The 20,750-nt window shown below is 50.0% G+C and carries 17 protein-coding genes; 6 read left to right on the forward strand and 11 right to left on the reverse strand.

The genetic code is table 11. The annotated features are described in order from the left end of the window. Nucleotides 1-200: 200 nt before the first annotated feature. The 6 genes from AC5M9B_RS05040 to AC5M9B_RS05065 form a co-directional block, all read right to left on the reverse strand. Nucleotides 201-1,241, reverse strand: coding sequence for a WaaS/CpsH family glycosyltransferase (locus AC5M9B_RS05040; protein WP_487648326.1), 1,041 nt, complete (start codon nt 1,239-1,241; stop codon nt 201-203). Nucleotides 1,242-1,250: 9 nt separating this feature from the next. Beyond that, a complete protein-coding gene (locus AC5M9B_RS05045) occupies nt 1,251-2,261 on the reverse strand; it encodes a WaaS/CpsH family glycosyltransferase (RefSeq protein ID WP_487648327.1) in 1,011 nt (336 codons plus the stop codon). A 144-nt stretch (nt 2,262-2,405) separates the two neighbouring features. Beyond that, the gene (locus AC5M9B_RS05050; RefSeq protein WP_487648328.1) at nt 2,406-6,116 is read right to left on the reverse strand and encodes a glycosyltransferase; all 3,711 of its coding nucleotides are present in this window, start codon (nt 6,114-6,116) and stop codon (nt 2,406-2,408) included. A 112-nt stretch (nt 6,117-6,228) separates the two neighbouring features. Then, complete coding sequence (msbA, locus tag AC5M9B_RS05055) at nt 6,229-8,082, reverse strand: lipid A export permease/ATP-binding protein MsbA (protein ID WP_019270111.1); 1,854 nt, start codon at nt 8,080-8,082, stop codon at nt 6,229-6,231. A 407-nt stretch (nt 8,083-8,489) separates the two neighbouring features. After that, nucleotides 8,490-9,416, reverse strand: a complete 927-nt coding sequence (gene fabD, locus AC5M9B_RS05060) for an ACP S-malonyltransferase (RefSeq protein ID WP_070654818.1) — start codon at nt 9,414-9,416, stop codon at nt 8,490-8,492. 19 nt (nt 9,417-9,435) lie between these two features. Further along, complete coding sequence (locus AC5M9B_RS05065) at nt 9,436-10,725, reverse strand: DUF1294 domain-containing protein (RefSeq protein ID WP_070654816.1); 1,290 nt, start codon at nt 10,723-10,725, stop codon at nt 9,436-9,438. 419 nt (nt 10,726-11,144) lie between these two features. Here AC5M9B_RS05065 and AC5M9B_RS05070 point away from each other — a divergent pair, with 419 nt between their 5' ends. Then, nucleotides 11,145-11,975: a factor H binding protein domain-containing protein gene (locus AC5M9B_RS05070; protein WP_070654814.1), complete on the forward strand. Its 831-nt coding sequence runs from the start codon at nt 11,145-11,147 to the stop codon at nt 11,973-11,975. Nucleotides 11,976-12,391: 416 nt separating this feature from the next. Here the strand turns inward: AC5M9B_RS05070 and AC5M9B_RS05075 are convergent, their stop codons facing one another. After that, on the reverse strand, nt 12,392-13,354 hold the full coding sequence (locus AC5M9B_RS05075) for a beta-ketoacyl-ACP synthase III (protein WP_070654812.1): 963 nt from the start codon (nt 13,352-13,354) through the stop codon (nt 12,392-12,394). Between the two features lie 200 nt (nt 13,355-13,554). After that, nucleotides 13,555-14,280 carry a 16S rRNA (uracil(1498)-N(3))-methyltransferase gene (locus tag AC5M9B_RS05080; RefSeq protein ID WP_070654810.1) on the reverse strand — a complete coding sequence of 242 codons (726 nt, stop codon included), beginning with the start codon at nt 14,278-14,280 and terminating at the stop codon, nt 13,555-13,557. 76 nt (nt 14,281-14,356) lie between these two features. Between AC5M9B_RS05080 and AC5M9B_RS05085 the strand changes: the two genes are divergently transcribed. Both AC5M9B_RS05085 and AC5M9B_RS05090 read left to right on the forward strand, forming a co-directional pair. Beyond that, nucleotides 14,357-15,151 (forward strand): inositol monophosphatase family protein, encoded by a 795-nt coding sequence (locus tag AC5M9B_RS05085; protein ID WP_029609862.1) that lies wholly within the window; start codon nt 14,357-14,359, stop codon nt 15,149-15,151. A gap of 50 nt (nt 15,152-15,201) precedes the next feature. Continuing rightward, nucleotides 15,202-15,585 carry a DUF705 domain-containing protein gene (locus tag AC5M9B_RS05090; protein ID WP_487648337.1) on the forward strand — a complete coding sequence of 128 codons (384 nt, stop codon included), beginning with the start codon at nt 15,202-15,204 and terminating at the stop codon, nt 15,583-15,585. Between the two features lie 131 nt (nt 15,586-15,716). Here AC5M9B_RS05090 and purH read toward each other — a convergent pair whose 3' ends face one another. Next, nucleotides 15,717-17,297 carry a bifunctional phosphoribosylaminoimidazolecarboxamide formyltransferase/IMP cyclohydrolase gene (purH, locus tag AC5M9B_RS05095; protein WP_019271491.1) on the reverse strand — a complete coding sequence of 527 codons (1,581 nt, stop codon included), beginning with the start codon at nt 17,295-17,297 and terminating at the stop codon, nt 15,717-15,719. A 321-nt stretch (nt 17,298-17,618) separates the two neighbouring features. On the opposite strand from purH, the gene AC5M9B_RS05100 reads away from it, so the two are divergent. The 3 genes from AC5M9B_RS05100 to AC5M9B_RS05110 are packed head-to-tail and all read left to right on the forward strand — an operon-like array spanning nt 17,619 to nt 19,325. Next, the gene (locus AC5M9B_RS05100) at nt 17,619-18,284 is read left to right on the forward strand and encodes a CsgG/HfaB family protein (protein ID WP_487648329.1); all 666 of its coding nucleotides are present in this window, start codon (nt 17,619-17,621) and stop codon (nt 18,282-18,284) included. Between the two features lie 13 nt (nt 18,285-18,297). Further along, nucleotides 18,298-18,657 (forward strand): DUF4810 domain-containing protein, encoded by a 360-nt coding sequence (locus AC5M9B_RS05105; protein WP_016686669.1) that lies wholly within the window; start codon nt 18,298-18,300, stop codon nt 18,655-18,657. Between the two features lie 5 nt (nt 18,658-18,662). Continuing rightward, entirely contained in the window at nt 18,663-19,325 is a 663-nt protein-coding gene (locus AC5M9B_RS05110) for a DUF799 domain-containing protein (RefSeq protein ID WP_487648338.1), read from the forward strand. 224 nt (nt 19,326-19,549) lie between these two features. Here the strand turns inward: AC5M9B_RS05110 and AC5M9B_RS05115 are convergent, their stop codons facing one another. Beyond that, nucleotides 19,550-20,413: a DMT family transporter gene (locus tag AC5M9B_RS05115; protein ID WP_070654806.1), complete on the reverse strand. Its 864-nt coding sequence runs from the start codon at nt 20,411-20,413 to the stop codon at nt 19,550-19,552. A gap of 11 nt (nt 20,414-20,424) precedes the next feature. After that, nucleotides 20,425-20,670, reverse strand: a complete 246-nt coding sequence (locus AC5M9B_RS05120; protein WP_070654804.1) for a Fis family transcriptional regulator — start codon at nt 20,668-20,670, stop codon at nt 20,425-20,427. Nucleotides 20,671-20,750: the final 80 nt, after the last annotated feature.

Below are 20,750 nucleotides of genomic sequence, written 5' to 3' on the forward strand. Positions count from 1 at the left end.
TTTACTTCCTTGTTTTGGGAATGGAGTCTGTCAATTTCAGACGACCTTATAGCATAAATAGTGTGATGAATCTAATTTTTGAGGTCGTCTGAAACAAAATAAGAAGCCTCCGTATTGTCATTCCCGCACAGGCGGGAATAACAGTGCAGGCATTGCCTATTTTATCTGCTATATCGTCAAATTTCAGACGACCTTTCCGTTTATTCGGGCAGGGTTATTTTTTGATGGGGCGGTATGTCTAGAATATAGCGCAACCAGTTGCCGAAACTGTATTTTTGGTAGATTTCGGGCGACAGTTCGCAGTAGGGTTTGGCGACAAATTCTGCCAAACCGTCCAAACTTTTACCATCCCAAACGAAGATGTTGTCGGGGTGGTAGAAATCGTATTTCTGGATTTCGGCGTTGGTGGTAATCAGTTTTTTGCGGTAACCGAGAGCTTCGAAGGGGCGGAACGAGAGACCGTTGTGAACGGGCGTTTTGAAATCTATCAGGATTTTTGCCTGTTTGGCGGCTTCGAGGTTGTCGGCGAAACTTCTAATCCCGATGAAGACTTTGATGTTTTCCGTAGGATAAAAACGGCGGAGGTTTTTTACATTGGTATTCAAACAGCCGATATTGAAGTCGAGCTTCCAGCCCAGCGTTTCTGCCGCTTTGCCGAACGCGGAAATAATCGGGGCGCGTTCGGGTATATGCCAGCCGATGAAATAGAAATCGTTGGGCGGGTTTTCGGGCAGGTTGACGTCGTGGTCGAAATAGAAGTTGGTGGTCGGCAGGAAGGGATGTTTCGGATTTCGCATATCGTCGGGATCAAAAACGTAAATACGGTCAAACCGGTCGGTACAATCCCAAATGGCGGGGAAACGGTCGATGCCGTCCCATTGGTAGTTGACCATATTGCCATGACGGGTATGGCGTTTAATCATATCCAGAAACTCAGGCGAGTAAATATCGCCGCGGATAAACAGGGCATAATCCGCCTTGCCGTGCGCTGCCAGTTTATTTTCGACGTCTCGGATCAATTGGGCGGATTTAAAGTCTTTTTTGGCGTTTTTGTCCCGCAGCACCAGTTGTCTGAATTTGACTTTCAGACGACTGGAAAGGGAAGGATAGCGGAAATTCAGGTTGTCCATGACGACGCTGACGACGTTGAAGCCGTGATGATTTAAGGCGGCTTCGATGACGCGGTAGATTTGGTTGTCGGCAGGCATCCCCAAGATAATCGTTTTTTGTTCGGTCGGCATGGTATCTCTTTATGCTTTGTCTGATATGTCGAGGATTCGGCGAACCCAGTTGCCGAAGGCGTATTTGTTTTTTATTTCTTCGGAAACGGGATGGTAAGGTCGTCTGAAAAAGTCTTCCAATCCATCAAGGCTTTCTCCGTTCCAAATGAAGATGTTGTCGGGATGGTAGAAGTCGCATTCCGTTACTGCCTGATTGCTGGTAATCAGTTTTTTGTCGAAACACAGGGCGTCAAATACGCGGAAAGACAAGCCGTAATTTTCAAATTGGACAAAATCGACGACTGCCAGACAGTTTTTGACCTTTTGCAGATTTTGCTCAAAGCTTAGGATGCTTTGTCTATTTAAATAGATAATGCCGTCGTTGCCAAAAATTTTGCTTGCACGGTCGTCTTTGCAGTAGATATGGAAATCCAAAGGCAATCCCAGCTTGCGTGCTTCATTAAGAAAAACGGAGGTTTGATGTTCTCTGCCTGCTTCGTAGCCGCCTAAAAAATAAAGACCTTCCGTTTTTCCGTTTCCCTCAATGGGAAAATCGAAATAGAAATTGGTGGTTGCTTTAAAACGGTGTTGGGGGTATTTCTCCACATCGTTTTTATTGAACACCCAGCAGCGGTCAAAATAGGGCAGATATTCGATGATGTCGGGGAAACGGTCGATACCGTCCCATTGGTAGTTGACACATACTTTGCTATGCTCACGAACAGCAGAAATAATTTCTTTGGGATAAATATTGGCGCGAATACAAAGAGCATAGTCTGCTTTGTTTCCTTCCAATGTAGCCAGTTTTTCGGTTATCTGTTTCTGATAGCGGGCATATTTCAGTTTTTTCTTATAATCTCCGTCTTTTTTAATGTGTTTATGATACAAACCGAGAATACGGCAGCCTATGTGCGGATAGTATGAATCCCTGTCATCGTAACAGAGATTGATAACATTGAAGCCGTGGAAGTGCAGATTTTTTTCTATGCACTTATCCAACCCGTACATATATGGGGCGACCAGTATGATGGTTTTGTTCATGATTAAGATGTGATGCGGTTAATATCAAGTGCTTCAATGCAGTGAAAATTATTTTAGACAAAACAACGCCGTACGGGTTCAAAGTTCATTCGCTGTCATTTTCAGACGACCCTTTGCTGCCATCGAAAGGGTCGTCTGAAAACATCAATCTGCTTGGTTCGACAGTATTTCTTGATATAGGCCTGCCAATTCGTCTTTTTGTTCCGCAAAAGTCCGAATATGGCTTTTCGGCAATTCAATGACTGCGCCATCGTCCATTGCTTGATAGCGTTCGCAAACTTCGGCAATGGCGCGGCTCAATTCTTCCACGCCGCTGTCAAACGGAATGACCGTGCCGTTTTCGCCGTCGATAATGTCTTCGGACACACCGCCCGCGTCAGTAGCGATTACCCAAACATCACGCAACACTGCCTCTCTGACCGTCAGCCCGAAACTTTCTTTCCATTGGGTCGGGAACAACAAAACATCGATTTCCGAGAAGAAGTGGTCGATGGTATCTTGGCTGTAAGCAGGTTCGATGCGGAAGCGTTCCACGCCGTCGAAATCGCTGTCAAAGAACGAACGTGCGCCGACGTTGAGCATATTGTCCACGACAACCAGTTCGGTGTTGGGGAAACGGCGTTTCCTGAAGGCTTCCAAAATCAGATGAACGCCTTTGATTTTGGTTTTTCCGCCGACATAGCCGAAGCGGATAACGTCTTTTTTCCGTTTGGATATTTGACCCAAGGGGCGGGTAACGCCGTTTTTGTTGACGAGGACGTTCCTGCCCAAAGTTCTTTCATGCAGTTCGGCAAAATATTTGCTGGGCGCAAGCAACATATCGATTTTCGACAGGGCGCGGGCTATGGTTTTGCTCCGTTCGTCTTCGGTATTCCATTGCTCGCGGAAGACTTCATTTTCGTCAAGCATGAACTGGTTCGGACAAATCCACCATGCGTCATGCAGGGTAACGAGGGTTTTGACACCAGCTTCCCGACAAATATCTACCATACCGACACCCATGCTTTGAATGCAGTGGATATGGGCGATGTCGGGCTGTACAAGTTCGATGATGTCTTTGACAGCTGCATCAAAACGCAGGTTTTCGTGGGCGGCTGCATCTTCTGAGGGAACGGCAACGCCGAAAACGGTTACTTTGCCGTATTCGTAACGGATAACGCTGTACGGCGGCAGCCAGCTCTTCATCGGCAAAGTCGTTACCGCATATATTTCGTAGGTTTCTTCATCGGCAAGCAGTTTGTTCAGTTGTTCGGCAACGATGGTCGCCCCGCCAAACGATTGAGGATGATAGAAAACGTTAAACGATAAGACTTTGGTCTTCCCTTTTGCGGCAGATTCAAAACGGACGGCAGGTGCAAGCTGCGTGCTGCCGATGGCTTGCGGGCTGTATGTTTCCGTGACCGTACGGTATGCCGCCTGCGCCATACTGTCGCGCAGCTCGGGATTTTGAATCAGAGTGTCGAACGCTTCATGCCATTGCTGTTCGTTGTCTGCCAGAAAGCCGTTTTCACCGTTGACAATCACATCGGCAAAAGCCGCCCTTGGCGAGCATACGGACGCCACTTTGGTAATCGAGGCTTCAAGGTATTTGATATTGCTCTTGGCATCGTTGAAAACGAAGTTTTCCAAAGGTGCGATGCTGATGTCGCATTCGGACAAATAAGTCAGGTATTCCGTATAGTTGCAAAATGGGATGCGCTCGATTTGGCTTTGTACTTCATCGAAATATTCGGGCAGCTCCAAATATCCGATGATTCTGAACCTGACATTCGGATTTTCTTTCAATATGTTGGCAAGTGCGGGAGCGGCTTCCAAGAAGTCGATGTTGTGCGTTTTGGTGCCAGAACCGTAAATAATCCGAATCAAACCGTCTTCTTGTTTTTTCAGACGACCCTCAATGCTGCGTGCCGCTGCCAGCGTTTCATCATCCAACGCGTTTTCAACCACATAAACGGTTTCCAAACCTGCTTCCTTCATGGCTTTTGCCAGCCCGGAAGTCGAAGCGATACCTTCGTCGCACGCCAACATGGCTTGACGGTAAAGTTTCGCGCCGTTGATTACGCCCTCTCTTTCTGCCGGTTCAAGCAAGTTGATGGTGCTGCTGGTTTTCAGGACGTCTTCGTCAAAAACCAGATCATCCACTTCCCATAATGTTTTGATGTTCAGACGACGGCATTCCGCAATTAAATCCATTACGCTGTCAAAACCGGGAACGCGGTAGAAAATCACCAAACTTGCCAAAGAAATCTGTTTCTTGGCTTCGTTGCTGTCCATCCATGAAGTCACGGAACAAGGAATACCCAGCTCTTCAAGCATTTCCTGCTTTTGGATAACGCGGTATTTTTTGCATTGCGGAATACTAAGTTCGGCAATGATGGCAACTTTAGGCGCAAGCGTGTCGGCAGCATGTTTGGACAGCCGCTGGATAAACGTTTGCGGAATCGGGTCTGCCTGAATCGAATGCTCAAAAGCCGATGCAGAACTGACGGCTTTCAATATCTGTTTCACGCTTTTAATCGAATGGGTTTGCTTGTAATGGCGGCGTAAAAACTGATATGCCTTGCCGATACTGCCCTTCTCGCGTACCAAAAAACGGAAGCCTTTGCGGTAGCGGTTGGCAGAGCTGATGGCCTGTTCGGTTTTAACGAAAGGCTTGAATACCTTAACCGTCCACAACCCTTTGTATTTTGCCAATCGTTGACTTTCCTGACGGATGTGCTGCTCCAATAAAGCACGGTTTTCATTGAGTCCGTGTATGGTTTGCTCGAACGATTGCCTGTTTTCATTCAAGGTATGGATGGTGTGTTCGAGCGACTGTTTTTCCTGCTGCAAGGTATCGATTTGTTTTTTCAGCAGTTCGATTTGTTTTTCTTGTTCTTTCGATTGCTCTTCTGCTGCCTGGCTGCGCACCATCAACTGCATCAACATGTCGATTTGCTGTTGCAGAGACTCGGTCTGCTTGGCAGACAGTTCGGTTTGTTGCAGCAGTTTTGCCATTACATGCTGCAATTCTTGGTTTTGATTTTGCATATTGGTATTGTCTTCTCGCAATTGAAGGTTTAGCTCGGATAAAGATTGGATTTGTTGTTCTAGTAAGGATATTTTTTGAATACAGTCGGAATATCCCAAATGATATTGCATAAACAGCGCGCGGTTTTTTTCGTAGACTTTTTGCCAGTCTTCGCGGTTTAAATCAGGATTTTGCTCCAAGCGGTTGATCAGCGATGACCCGTCACGGCGTTTACGGTAGCGGAACAACACTTCCGGAATGCGGATAACGGTTCCGCCGTTGCTTAAGAGGCGTATCCAAAAATCCCAGTCTTCATGTGTTGTCAGGTTTTCATCAAATCCACCCAAGGCAGCAAAATCTTCAGCGCGGTGCATGGAGACGGATGAAGGAAAACGGTTGCCCGTCAACAGGCTTTCCAAACCGTCATAATCCGGCAGATTCCACAAACCTTCTTGCGCATCAAAATATTCTGCCAACGGATACACCAGCTTACAGTCGGGATTGTTTTCCAAAACCGTGACGCATTTTTCGATGTAATCCGGCAGGATGAGGTCGTCTGAATCAAGAAACAGGAAGTATTTACCCCCCGCCAGTCGCGCTGCATGGTTTCGAGCGGCGGCAACGCCTTGATTGTTTTGTACGGCGTAACGTATGGCGGGCTTGTCTGCCAAAAACTCCCTCAAATAATCGGCGTGTTCCGGGTCGGAGCCGTCATCAACAATGATGATTTCAAAATTCTGATGGCTTTGGCTAAGGACGGACTGGATGGTTTCTACAATGTATTCCTTACAGTTGTAGTAAGGGATCATCACGGAGACGGTGGGGGACTGGGCTTGATGATTCATGCGGATAGTTCCTTTCTGTCTGTTCGGCAGCCTTCCTTGTCTTGCAGCTCGGTGTTTTCAGACGACCTCTTAGGCAAATCGCCCTTCAACTGACCGACAGGTCGTCTGAAAATCAACTTGCTATCTGCTTCGGCATATTGCGTAGCATGGCATAGTAGCCGTTTTGCGCCATCAATTCATCATGTGACCCTTGCTCAACGATATGACCGTCGTCCATGACAATAATGCGGTCGGCTTGTTCGACGGTGGTTAGTCGGTGGGCGACAATGATGCTGGTGCGGTTTTCCATCAGGCGTTCAAGGGCTTGTTGGACGAGGCGTTCGGATTCGTTGTCCAGCGCGCTGGTGGCTTCGTCCAAAAGTAAGATGGGGGCATCTTTCAGAATGGCGCGGGCAATGGCGACACGTTGACGCTGACCGCCGGAGAGTTGGTTGCCGTTTGCACCGATCGGTTGGTTCAAACCATGCGGCGAGCTTTCAACCAAATCTTGCAAATTCGCGGCTTTGAGGGCTGCCAATACTTCTTCTTCAGTGGCATCGGGACGGCTGTAACGGACGTTTTCCCAAAGCGTGCCTTCAAACAAAAAGACATCTTGCGAAACAAGGGCGAACTGGGAGCGCAGGTTGTCGAGTTTGATGTCTTCGATATTCACATCATCCAAATAAACCGCGCCCGAGCTCGGTTCGACAAAACGCGGAAGCAGGTTGACGGCAGTAGATTTACCGCTGCCTGAGCGGCCGACCAGGGCTACGCGTTCGCCTTTGCGGATATCGAGATTAAAGCTGTCCAAGGCTTTTTTACCGTCTGTGTGGTAGCGGACATCGACGTTATCAAATTTCAGACGACCTTCGACATTGGTCAGGATTTTTGTACCGTTATCTTTTTCAGGCTCGGTATCGAGGAATTGGCAAACGGCATCAGAAGCAATAAACATAGTCTGCATGGGGATGCTGATGTTCGCCAAGTTTTTGATCGGGCTGAGCATTTGCAACATGGCAACGATAAATGCCATAAATTCGCCGATGGTGGTATGCCCCTGCTGACTCTGCCAAAGGGCAATAAAGATAACGACGGCCAAAGCAAACGAAGCAATCAGTTCGCTGAACGGGGAACGTGCCGCAGTCGCTTGAGTGATTTTTTTACCGAGACGGACGATGGTGTCGTTGACAGCGGTGAAACGTTCGGCAGCCTGACGTTGGCCGCCGAAGAGTTTGACCACGCGGTGTCCTTGATGGACTTCGTTGACGACATTGTTCATGGTACCGATACTGAGTTGCGCTCCCGCAATAATGTCTTTCAGACGATTACGGTAATAGCGGGACAACAAAGACAGCAGCGGGAACATCAGGGCGACGACCAAGCTGAGCTGCCAGTTCAAATAAAGCAGGACGCAGACCAAACCGATGACAATCATGGTGTCGCGGGTCAGCACGATAAATACATTGCTGGCGTTGCTGATGGATTGTTCCGCCATTTGAACCATATTCATCAAAACCGTACCGGACGGGGTTTCCTGATGGAATTTGGAAGAAAGTTGCAGCATCTTGGCAAACATATCGCGGCGCAGATGACTGATTGCCATGACGGAAACCCAAGTCAAGAGATAGGTACTGACATAGCGGCTGATGCCTCGAATAATGACCAAAAAGATAAAAAATACCGGTACAACCCAGACTTTGTTAGGCGTACCCCAAATCAGGTAGGTAAATTGGTCTTTCCAGTTTTGCAGCGTGGCGACGATGCCGCCTGCGGTATTGAGTTCGGGCGGAGCTGAAGGCGGGGCGAAGCCTTGGTTGACCAAGGGGGCAATGAAGGCGGCAAGATAGCTTTCGGTGGCGGCGACGCCGAAGATAGCAATTAACGCAAAAATGATGCGTGTTTTATAAGGGCGGATATAAGCCATCAAGCGCATGAAGCTGCGCGAATCTTCTTGGGTAAACAGGCCGAAGGTCAGTTTTTCTATCATTGGCTCGGTGTTCCAGATTAATGCAGATTGAATATTTTATTAATCTGTCGGATTGGTAAAGCCTATGATTATATCGCAATGAAGTTACCGATGCGACGAAATTGCTGTTTTTAAATGAATAACAATTTTTATTTCTGTAAAGTTTTTTCAGACGACCTTAAATGTTCAAAATAAATTGATAGTGAACTGGAATGTATAGTGGATTAACTTTAAATCAGGACAAGGCGACGAAGTCGCAGACAGTACAAATAGTACGGCAAGGCGAGGCAACGCCGTACTGGTTTAAAGTTAATCCACTATAAAAATCTCCCTGTTGCTATTCCCTTCCCTATCCGAACACAACCGACAGACATTAAAAAACGACCTTTCATTAAGAAAGGTCGTCTGAAACATAAAAGGCGGCAAGTTTAATGCGCTTCGATAAAGGCAGCAACTTGTTCGGAATTGGTCAAAGCGCTGCACACGGCTTCTTTGTTGATACGTTTTGCCAAACCTGCCAACACTTTGCCCGGTCCGCATTCGGCTGACTCGGCAATGCCTTCAGCAACCAGCGCATTGACGGTTTCCGTCCAGCGCACAGGGCTGTAAAGTTGGCGGACAAGTGCGTCTTTGATTTTCTCTGCATCATCGTAAGCGGCAACATCGGCATTATGGATGACGCGGATTTGCGGTTTTTTGATTTCGACGGTTTTGAGTGCTTCGGCAAGTTTCTCTGCGGCAGGTTTCATCAGGCTGCAATGAGAAGGAACGGATACGGGCAGTGGCAGCGTGCGTTTGGCTCCTGCTTTTTTCGCAGCGTTCATGGCGCGCTCGACGGCGGCGGCATTACCCGCGATCACGACTTGTCCGGGCGAATTGAAGTTGACGGCTTCGACCACTTCGCCTTGCGCGGCTTCTGCACAAATGGCTTTAACCTGTTCGTCTTCCAAGCCAAGGATCGCCGCCATCGCACCTACGCCTTGCGGTACGGCAGACTGCATCAGTTCGGCACGCAGGCGGACGAGTTTGACTGCATCTGCAAAATCCAATGCACCGGCGGCAACGAGTGCGGTGTATTCACCGAGACTGTGGCCGGCAACGACGGCAGGCGTTTTGCCACCCGCTTCAAGATAAGCACGGTAAACGGCAACGCCGGCGGCAAGCATGATAGGCTGCGTATTCACAGTTTGCCCGATGAGGTCCGCATCCGTACCGTTAATCATCGCCCACAAATCCTGACCCAAGACGGCAGAAGCTTCATCGAAGGTGTTTTTTACGACCGATTGTCCTGCGAAGCCGTCCATCATATTGAGGCTTTGCGAACCCTGACCGGGGAAGAAAAATGCAAAAGACATGATATTCCTTTGTTTTGGTTTAGTTTTTCAGAAAATTCGTCAGAGGATTATCGGCGTAATGTATCAGCAGGGCATAGGTAATGGCAACATTTATTGCCACCGTCAGCCAGAAAATCTGAACAAAAGGAACTTTCTTGGTTTTGTGGCGGAACGCGGCGCGCGCGACCAATGCACCGGGCCAACCGCCCAGCAGGCTGAATGCATGCAGCTTGTTTTCAGGGATGCGGTTTTGGTATTCGTTTTTACGTCTGATTTTGCGCGCGGACTCTATCGCCGTCTGCTTGTCCTGTTGATAGAGGATGAAGGCGGCAATACTGATAAGGACGTAAATGAAAAACAGTTTATTGGAAAGTACGGCGACAACGGTCAAGAAAACGACGGCGATGACGCTGTTGATCAGGAGTGCCTGCATATCGATATTAAGCCTGTTGTAGTCGGGTGGCAATTCGTCAAACAGGAATGCTTCGTCGCCCAGCCGGACAACCTTGACGGCTTGTTGGCGGTTGCCTTCTATTGGGCGGTTGCAGTAGAAACTGACGCGCTGTCCTGTTTGCGGACGGCTGGTATTGTAATGGTACGCGCTGATGTGGAAGAAAATATTTTGAGACTCGTCGCCGAAACGGATAAAGCCGTAGCCTTTGGCATCGTCCCATGCGGTAATCGTACCGCTCATGACCTGATTGGGCGGCAGCAGATTCTTTTGGGCGGATTTCGGAGCGGGATAACGGGTTTCGGCAACCAACGGCTGCTCGATTTTTGCTTGAACTTTCGGGCCGTGCTCCGGACGGGAAAAGTGTACGGTTTGAACATTTTCTTTTTTCGCGGGCGCAGCGTGTATCGACTCAGGCTCGGGTTCGGATTCGGGCGTACTGCGGATAACGGCATTGACCAGCAGCCACTGTCCGTTGGGATGACGGCGGAGCGTGCCTTCAAGGCGGTTGCCCGCCCGAGGCGTACGGGTTTGGTCGGCAAGAAACTGTCCCAGCACAAACACAGGCTGCCCTTCGTTTGAAACATCCATTTCATAACCACCATTCTTCGACCAATCCCAGTCGGTCAGTGTAATGACCACACTATCATTGTTTTTATAACCCGGATTGACACGCTCGACATCCCTTGCGACGGCGCGGTTGTTTTCCGTTTCAATTTGAAAGCTGACGCGGTGTCCGGTTTCAGGTTCTTGATAATCGGGGTGGAGGGATTGGCGGTTAGCAAAGATGCGTTGCGAAGATTCGTCGCAAATAATGGAGCCGCGGCTCATTTCCCCGAACCAATGGGCGATTGTCCCGTAATGTTTATTATGGTTCATTTTATTTTTATATTAGGAAAAAATATATTGGATAACCAGTTTTCCAATTATACCGATTTATCATAATTTATGCAGAATTTAACCATAATGAATAAAAGGTCGTCTGAAACAGTGTCGGTTTGAGGCAACTGCACGTTTTCAGACGACCTTTTTTGCGTGAAAAGAATTAGGAGGTATCTACAAGCATCGAGTTGTGCATTTGAAAAATAAATTGACGCATACAAAAAGCTTTTCCCCTTCCCTGCTTCAATGTAATCAAATGAAAAACTTCCCTCTTAACCTCTATCAAAAAACTGACCAAAATCCAAAATAACTTATTGAAAAATTATAAAAAACATAAGAGAATGGACATCTTCGCACCCGAAGAAAATCTTTACATTATCCTTTACATTGTCCATAAACGAGCTTAGGGAAATATCATGACATACCTATCACGCGCCTTCTCTTTGTCTATCCTCGCAGTCGCACTTGCCGCCTGTGGCAGCAGCGGTGGAGACTATCCCTCAACCCAAGCAGCAAATAACGCCAAACCGCAAACGCCTGCAACCACACCAGCCGCAGATCAATCAGGTGGCAGCAACGGCGATTCACCTACAACCCAAGCAGCAGACAACACCAAACCGCAAACGCCTGCAACCACACCAGCTGAAAACCAATCAGCAGGCAACGTTCCAAAAGAACCGACTTTAACTGTAACAACCATGCCGAATGGAAGTGCCAAGCGGATTTACGAACTGCCTTACTCGACAGTTACAGGCATTACAGAAATGAAGCTGCAAGCTGACGGCTACACTGGAGAGGTTACAGATATCCAAATCAGCGGCACCCCGACACTTGAGTCAGCCTTGCCTAAGATGGGCAAGGTGGTTTATAAGGGTATGGCTTTTAACAACTCCACCAATCCCCAAGATGCTGAAATTGTCGCCGGTGCGCGTCCAGGGTATTTGGTATACACCATCGATTTTGACGAACGTACCGGTCATGGGGAAATTTCTGCGCTTCAATTAGATTACGGAGAATTCATACTGGGAAAAGGCAAGCTTGAAAAAATCAATCTGGACGGACAGGAAGTCATGGGTGTACGAAGCAATGTTGATGTTTATAAAGGTACCTTCATAGATAACCAAAGACTTGTTCCTGCCGGTGATTACGAACTGGGCGTTTTCGGTCCGAATGCCGACTCGATTGCAGGAAAACTCAAAAATTCGGCCTTCGATATCGGTTTCGGCGGTACGCGGGACGGTAAATAAATACCCTTTACGAGGCAGAAAAATCATACGGTAAATGCCATCTGTGTCTGATCGAACAGCGCATTTTTTGGACTTTCATAAGGTCTGAATGATGAAAGGTCGTCTGAAAACCAAAGCAGCAGGTTTTCAGACGACCTTTCATATTTTAAGCGGATATAGGGCTGGTCATCTTCTTTTGATATGACACTTGCCGTCTGCCTTCCCGCACAGGCAGGAATTCATCGGCAAGCTCAAGAAATCTTTGTTTGAAAGGAAATTGCTGCAATTCAAAAATGGATTCCCGCCTGCGTGGGAATAACGACATGGATAACCCCTGCTTGAATTTCACTACGGACACGCATCCATCAAAAAGGTCGTCTGAAACCGCACCAACGCAGTTTCAGACGACCTCTTAAGTTTTTCAAACAAACAAAAAATCAGTATTTCACCAACACCGCGCCCCACGCGAAGCCGCCACCTATGCCTTCGAGCAACAGGTTTTGTCCGCGCTTGATTTGACCATTTTGGATGCCGACATCGAGCGCGAGCGGGATGGAAGCGGCGGATGTGTTGCCGTGTTCCTGTACGGTCAGGATGACTTTTTCCATGTCCAGACCCAAGTGTTTGGCGGTGGCGTCGATGATGCGTTTGTTGGCTTGGTGCGGTACGAGCCAGTCGATTTGATCGGGGGTATAACCTGCCTCGCTGATGACTTCGTCGGCGATTTTTGCGAGCATTTTGACCGCGAATTTAAACACGCCCGGTCCGTCCATTTTGACGTAGGGCGAACCACAAACTTGCCCGTTGGCGATTTGACCGGGTACGTTGAGCAGGTCGAGATAATTGCCGTCTGCTTTGAGTTTGCTGTGGATGATGCCCGCTTCGTCGGACGCGCCTAATACTACTGCGCCTGCGCCGTCGCCAAACAAAACGCAGGTCGTGCGGTCGTTCCAATCCACGATGCGGCTGAACGTTTCCGCGCCGATGACCAAAGCCTTTTTCGCCATGCCGCTTTTGATGTAGGCGTTGGCGGTGGACAGGGCGTACATAAAGCCCGCGCAGACTGCCTGTACGTCAAATGCGGGGCAGCCGTTTGCTATGCCGAGTTTTTGTTGAACGATGGTCGCAGTGGACGGGAACTGCATATCGGGGGTGGCGGTCGCCACGATAATCAAATCGATTTCATCGGCAGCGACACCCGCTGCAACCAGCGCGCGGTGCGATGCTTCGGCGGCGAGGTCGCTGGTTTTTTCGCCTTCGTCTGCAATATGGCGAAACTTGATGCCGGTACGGGTGGTAATCCACTCGTCGGACGTATCGACTTTTTTCGCCAAATCGTCGTTGCTGACGCGGTTGGCGGGAAGATAGCTGCCGGTACCTAAAATTTTGGCGTATTGCATGTGAAGGCCTTTGAGCGTTGATTCGGATAATCGGCTATTGTAAGCGAAAACGGATGAATTGCCCAACGCCGCGAAGGCGTAAAACAGGTAAAGCGCGCAATGGTTTGAAAAACAAATATAAACATATGATTTCAATGAAACTTACTTTTCAGACCATCTAAAAATTTACGTTTCCATATCCCGTTTTCAGACGACCTCGATTACACAAAATCCCCCCAAAGCGTCTGCATCGCCGCAATCGCCGCCAGCGAAGCGGTTTCCGTCCGCAGAATCCTCTTGCCCAGCGTTACCGACTGAAATCCCGACTCAAACGCCATCCTCTCCTCCTCGTCCGTCCAGCCACCTTCCGGCCCCACCATAAAAATCAGGTCGTCTGAAAACGGCTTGACGGCACGCAAACTTTGGGCGCGGTTCAAACTCATCAACAGCTTGGTCGTTTCAGACGACATCTGTTTCAAAGCCTCGCGGTAAGGCAGCAACGGGCGCACTTCCGGCACCATATTCCTGCCGCTTTGTTCGCAGGCAGACACCACAATTTCCTGCCAACGCGCCACCCGTTTGTCCGCCCGTTCGCCGCTCAGGCGCACGACGCAGCGTTCGCTGATTACCGGCTGAATCGCCATCACGCCCAGCTCCACGCTTTTCTGCAAAGTAAAATCCATACGTTCGCCGCTCGATACCGACTGCACCAGCGTGATTTTCAGCGGCGATTCGTTGTCCGCCTCCTCCTCGCGCAACACCTCCGCGCAGGCACGGCGTTTTTCCAAAACATCCAAACGCGCAGGATATGCCTTGCCATTGCCGTTAAACAAAACGACCTCTTCCCCGCAGCGCACACGCAAAACATTTAAATGACGCACAACATTATCAGGCAGTTCAACGACTTGCCCCGCATATAAAGCATCAGGCAGATAAAATCTGGACATGGTTCTTCAAGTGAAAACGGATATAATAACGCGATTATACGATTTCGCACCCCAACCGCAAAAACAAGGACAAAAAGTGTTACACCGATTGCAAAAAGTCGTCCGGCACATCGCGCAAACCGAAGTCATGCCGCGCTTCCTGAATACCCCGTCGCACCGCAAAGAAGACGGCTCCATGCTCAGCGAAGCCGACCTTGCCGCCCAAACCGCCTTCGCCGCCGCCCTGCCCTTGTTGATCGACAGTCCCATGCTCGGCGAAGAAATGAGCGTGCAGGAACAAACCACCCTTTGGAAAATGCACGCGCATACCGACGGGCTGTGGGTCGTCGACCCCATAGACGGAACCAACAACTTCGTCAACGGACTGCCCCATTTCGCCGTTTCCGTCGCCTTCGTCAAAAACGGCCGCGCCGAACTCGGCATCATCTACAACCCCGTCAGCGGCGAATGTTTCTACGCCGAACGCGGCAAAGGCGCATACCTCAACGGAACACAACTTCCCCTGCGCACCGTCGACAAAAAACTCAGCGAAGCCATCGCAGGCGTCGAAATCAAATACCTGCGTTCCGGCAAACTCACCAGCCGCATGAGCACGCTCGCCCCCTTCGGCACCATCCGCAGCATGGGCAGCAGCACGCTCGACTGGTGCTACCTCGCCAGCGGACGCTACGACGTTTACGTCCACGGCGGACAAAAACTGTGGGACTACGCAGCCGGCGCGCTGATTTTCGAAGAAGCAGGCGGCAACCTGTCCACTTTGGAAGGCGACGACTTCTGGAGCGGCGAACACGTTTTCAAACGCTCCGTCATCGCCGCCCTACAACCCGCCCTGTTCGAGCGTTGGGAAAAATGGATACGGGAGAACCAATAAACCCGCTTTAACAAATATAGTGACAGATTGAATAAAACAATCATAAAGAAATAGGAAAAGTTTCAGACGACTTTTTTCAGACGACCCTATTTGAATTATCTACCCATTTCGAAACAATCAAACCGATGAGCAGATCTTCCGTTATTTTCATTGATGTGGACGACACCCTCGTCCGAAGCGTAGGCAGTACACGCATTCCCATGCCCGAAGTCATCCGCCAAGTTCGCCGCCTGCATGAAAACGGGCATATGCTTTACCTTTGGAGCAGCGGAGGAGCCAACTACGCCCGTCGCAGCGCAGAAGAATTGGGCATATCGGAATGTTTCCAAGCATTTTTACCTAAACCGAACGCCTATATCGATGATCAAGCGGTACACGAATGGCGGTTCTGCTCCCACTTCCTTCCCATCAACAGCGGGCAAATTGACCAATAGCCTCAACAGCGGCATTTTGTCGGACAGAATGAAAATGCAATTGCCGTGTATCCCTGTACATCTCTTGTACAAAAAGGTCGTCTGAAAATAGTTTTTCAGACGACCTTTGTTCACATTATTTATTTCCCGAATCAATGCCTAAAATGGCGAACGCCTGTTACCACCATGGCGATGCCGTGTTCGTCGGCCGCATCAAAAACTTCCTGATCGCGCATCGAGCCGGCGGGATGGATGATGGCTTTGATGCCTTGTTCGGCGATGACGTCCACACCGTCGCGGAATGGGAAGAAGGCATCGGAGGCGGCGCATGCGCCGTTTAAGTCCAAGCCTGCGTCCTGCGCTTTGCGGGCGGCGATGCGGGTGCTGTCCACGCGGCTCATTTGACCTGCGCCGATGCCGTAGGTTTGACCGCCTTTGCCGAACACGATGGCGTTGGATTTGACGTATTTGGCGACGTTCCAGACAAACAGCAAATCATTCCACTCCTGCTCGGTCGGTTGGCGTTTGGAGACGACTTTCAAATCGGCGCGGCTGATGCGGTGGATGTCGGGCGTTTGTACCAACAGCCCGCCGCCGACGCGTTTGAGTTCAAAGCGGTTTGCGCCTGCTTCCAGAGGCACTTCCAATACGCGTACGTTTTTCTTGGCGGCGGCGATTTCAAGGGCTTCGGCGGTAAACTTCGGCGCCATCAGGACTTCCATAAATTGGTTGTCGGTAATCTGTTTCACGGTTGCGCCGTCCACTTCACGGTTGAAGGCGATGATGCCGCCGAATGCGCTGGTGGTGTCGGTGGCGTAGGCGAGTTTGTAAGCAGTCAATGTATCGGCTGCGACGGCGACGCCGCACGGATTGGCGTGTTTCACAATCACGCAGGCGGGCGCATCGAAGGATTTGACGGCTTCCCATGCGGCATCGGCATCGGCGATGTTGTTGTACGACAATTCTTTGCCTTGCAGTTGTTGGTAGGCGGCGAGGCTGCCTGCGGCGGGATAAACATCGCGGTAGAAAGCGGCGCGTTGGTGCGGGTTTTCGCCGTAGCGCATGTCTTGTACTTTAATCCAGCTTTGGTTGAACTGGCTGGGGAATTCGCCGATTTCGGGCGTGCCGCTCAAGACGTCGTCTGAAAGCGAGGTTAGATAGTTGGAAATCATGCCGTCGTATTGGGCGGTGTGGCTGAACGCTTTGCGCGACAGGTTGAAGCGGGTTTTGTCGCTCAACGCGCCGCCGTTGGCTTCCATTTCGGCTGCGACGGCGGGAAAGTCGGCGGTATCGGTAACGATGGCGACGTGTTTCCAGTTTTTCGCGGCGGAACGAACCATGGTCGGGCCGCCGATGTCGATGTTTTCAATCGCGTCTTCCAGCGTGCAGTTTGGTTTGGCGATGGTGGCGGCGAATGGATAAAGGTTGACGCACACGAGGTCGATGTTGCCGATGCCGTGCTCTTCCATCTTGGCGACGTGTTCGCCCAAATCGCGCCGCCCCAAAATACCGCCGTGGATTTTCGGATGCAGCGTTTTCACGCGGCCGTCGAGCATTTCGGGAAAACCGGTGTAGTCGGCGACTTCAATCACGGGAACGCCCGCATCGGCAAGCAGCTTCGCCGTGCCGCCGGTGGAGAGGATTTCGACACCGAGTTTGTGCAGGGTTTGGGCAAATTCGACTGCGCCGTTTTTGTCGGACAGGCTGATCAGGGCGCGTTTGATGGAAGGCATGGGGATTCCTTTTAAACAGATTTATAACTGGAAACAAACACTTTCAGGGGCGGTATTATCCTCTAGTTTCCGTTTTTTGGCAGCAGTTTTCTAGAAAAATTGTCAACAATTTTTCGATAAAAAAGGTCGTCTGAAAACCGTGTTCATAAGTTTTCAGACGACTTTCGCATATCCAACCACTTAACATTTTTAAATAGTTTTAAAATTTCATACAGTTAAATCTTGCATACATTAACAAACAGCCATAGAATGCAAAATCGGTCGGATTGCATAATCTGCCCTACAAAGTCCAAATTTCGAGTTACCCAGGAGTAATCAAATATGTACAGAAAATTCCTCTGCATTTTCGCAACCGCAGCCTTGGCAGCCGGCTGTGCGACCGAGTCTTCCAAAACCATCGAAGCCGTCAAAGTCAGCAGCTACAATACCCCTTATCACGGTGCGCGCGCGCCTATTTCCATCGGTAGCTTCGACAACCGCTCCACTTACCAGCGCGGCGTATTTTCCGACGGTGAAGACCGTTTGGGCAGTCAGGCAAAAACCATTTTGCTGACCCACCTGCAACAGACTAACCGTTTCAACGTACTCAACCGTACACAATTGAGCGCGCTGAAGCAGGAAGCAGGCATCGGAGGCAAAACTCAAGCCCTTAAAGGTGCGGATTACGTGATTACCGGCGATGTAACCGAGTTTGGCCGCAAGGATGTCGGCGACCATCAGCTTTTCGGGATTTTAGGACGCGGCAAATCCCAAGTCGCCTATGCCAAAGTAGCGTTGAACGTCGTGGATGTACGCACTTCCGAAGTGGTTTATTCAGCGCAGGGCGCAGGGGAATTTTCATTGTCCAACCGCGAAGTCGTCGGCTTTGGCGGCACTACGGGCTACGATGCGACGCTGAATGGCAAAGTATTGGACCTGGCCATCCGCGAAGCAGTCAATAATTTGGTTGCCGGCATCGAAAGCGGTGCTTGGACGCCTGCACGCTGAAAGGTCGTCTGAAATGGACAAACTCATCAAAACAGGCTGCCTGGGCGCATTCTGCCTGCTGCTAGCCGCATGCGGCAGCCCTCAGCAAACCCTTTATTATTGGGGAAACAACAATGCCGATGTTTACGAACGCCTCAAAAGCGACGGCAAACCCCTAGGCGAACAAATCGACGCAATGGAAAAATATTTCCAGAAAACCCGGAGCGAAAATAAAAAAGAAGCACCCGGCACACACGCTCATTTGGGAATGCTGTTGAGCGAGGCGGGGCAGGATCGGTCGGCGGCGGAACACTTCGAAACCGAAAAACGCCTGTTCCCCGAATCTTCCGTCTTCATGGACTTCCTGTTGAAAAATAAAGGAGCCCAAAAATGAGCAGCCTGAAAACCGCCCTTTTTGCTTCTGCAACCGCCGTCATACTATCAGCCTGCTCCGCTACCGCGCCGCAGCCTTTCGACTATTCCGCATTCAGGGAAAGCAAACCCCGCTCCATTTTGGTATTGCCTCCCTTAAACGAATCGCCGGAAGTCAAGGCAAGTGCAGGGATGCTTGCTTCTTCCACGCGACCGTTGGCAGAATCAGGCTATTACGTCTTCCCGGTTGCCGCAGTGGCCGAAACCTTCAAGCAAAACGGTTTGGACAATGCGCACGACATCCATCAAGTCAGCCTTGAAAAACTCAATCGGATTTTCGGCGCGGATGCCCTACTCTATATAAAAATCAACCAATACGGCACCAGCTACCAACTCATCCAAAGCGATACCCGGGTTACGGCGGAAGCCAAACTGGTTGACGCGAAAACCGGAAAAGAGTTGTGGCACGGTTCTGCAACGGCTTCCAGCACCGAAAACAACAATACTGCCGGACAAGGCCTGCTCGGCGCAATGGTGAGCGCAATCGTCCAACAGATTGCAAGCTCCGTCGGCGACAAAGGATTCGATATTGCCCAAGTTGCAGGCACGCGCCTGCTTTCGGCGTCCGCAACGAACGGCATCATGTACGGCCCTTATTCGCCCCACTATGAAACCCAGCCGGGTAAATAATCCCCAAAGCAAAGGTCGTCTGAAACAAGTTTTCAGACGACCTTTTTCTTAGTTTACATTTGAATATTTATTGATCGCTTATTTTGGCAAGGCACTTATTCAAACCGACTGACGTCATTGCAGCGATCAGGTTGAATCCAATTTAAAAATCAGGCATACGTTGCTTTTAAAACAGATTCCCAAACGTCTTTCAAATCGGGTTTTCCTACGGTTCAGACGACCCCTTACGCACTCTTTCCTCTGTTCGACAGCCATCCCACCACAAACGTCGAAGCGATGACGATGAACACGCCCGAAGCGGAGACGGCGGATAAATGTTCGCCCAGAATCAGTACCGCCATGATGACGCCGATGACGGGTTCGAGCGAAATCAAGAGTCCGGAGACATTGGCAGGGACTTTGTTCATGCCCTTGTTCCATAAAAGATAGGCAAGCCAACTGCATCCAATCCCCAAATACAAAATCGACAACACGCCGCCCCACGACCAGCGGACTTCATAGCTTTCAGCCAACACCAGCGAAAACGGCAGACACAACACCGCCGCCGCCGCCATGGAAGCAGAAGTAAATGCAGGCGCGCCGATGCGGGCAATCATCTCTCGGCTCGGACGCATCACGCCGGCAAAACCGATTCCGGCAAGCAAAATCAGCAAACAGCCGAACCAATCGACCGCGCCGCCCTCTTCCGCGCCGCCCAGCACCATCATCCCGATACCGACAAACGCCGCCGCACCGCAAATCCAGTGGTAAATTCTCGCTTTGTCGTTGAAAAAGAAATGCCCGACAAACACCACCAGCAAGGGTTCAAGCCCGACCATGGTAATCGCGCTGGCGGCGGACGTGTATTTCAAGCCGATAAACTGAAGCAGCAAAACCACGACATAGTTGATAAAGGCAATCCACAACAACGGCTTCCACTCGCGGCGCGGAATCTTGCCGAAATGGCGGTAACAGGAAGGCAGCACCATCAACGCAGCAATCAACAGCCGCGCCTCGACCATCAACGCGGCATCAAGCATTTCGTAGGAATATTTGGCGGCGATAAACGAACTGCCCCAAATAATCAAGGCAAGGACTTGATAGAACATTTCAGACGACCTCAGCCCTCCAGCAGACCATGCTGCAACAGCTTCTTACGCAGCGTATTGCGGTTCAGCCCCAAAATCACCGCCGCCTTAGACTGATTGCCGCCGCATTGCGCCATCACGCAAATCAGCATGGGCTTTTCCACTTGGTGCAACACCATATCGTACACGCCGCAAGGCTCCGTACCATTCAAGTCTTTGAAATATTGTTGCAAATTCTGTTCAACGCATTGCGCAATATCGGGGATGGGTTGTTTCATGACATATCCTCCTTCGTTATTTTTAAAAGATGACAAGTCGTCTGAAACGGGATTCAGACGACGTTTGTTGAGTTTGTATA

It is taken from the genome of Neisseria flava (assembly GCF_982712965.1).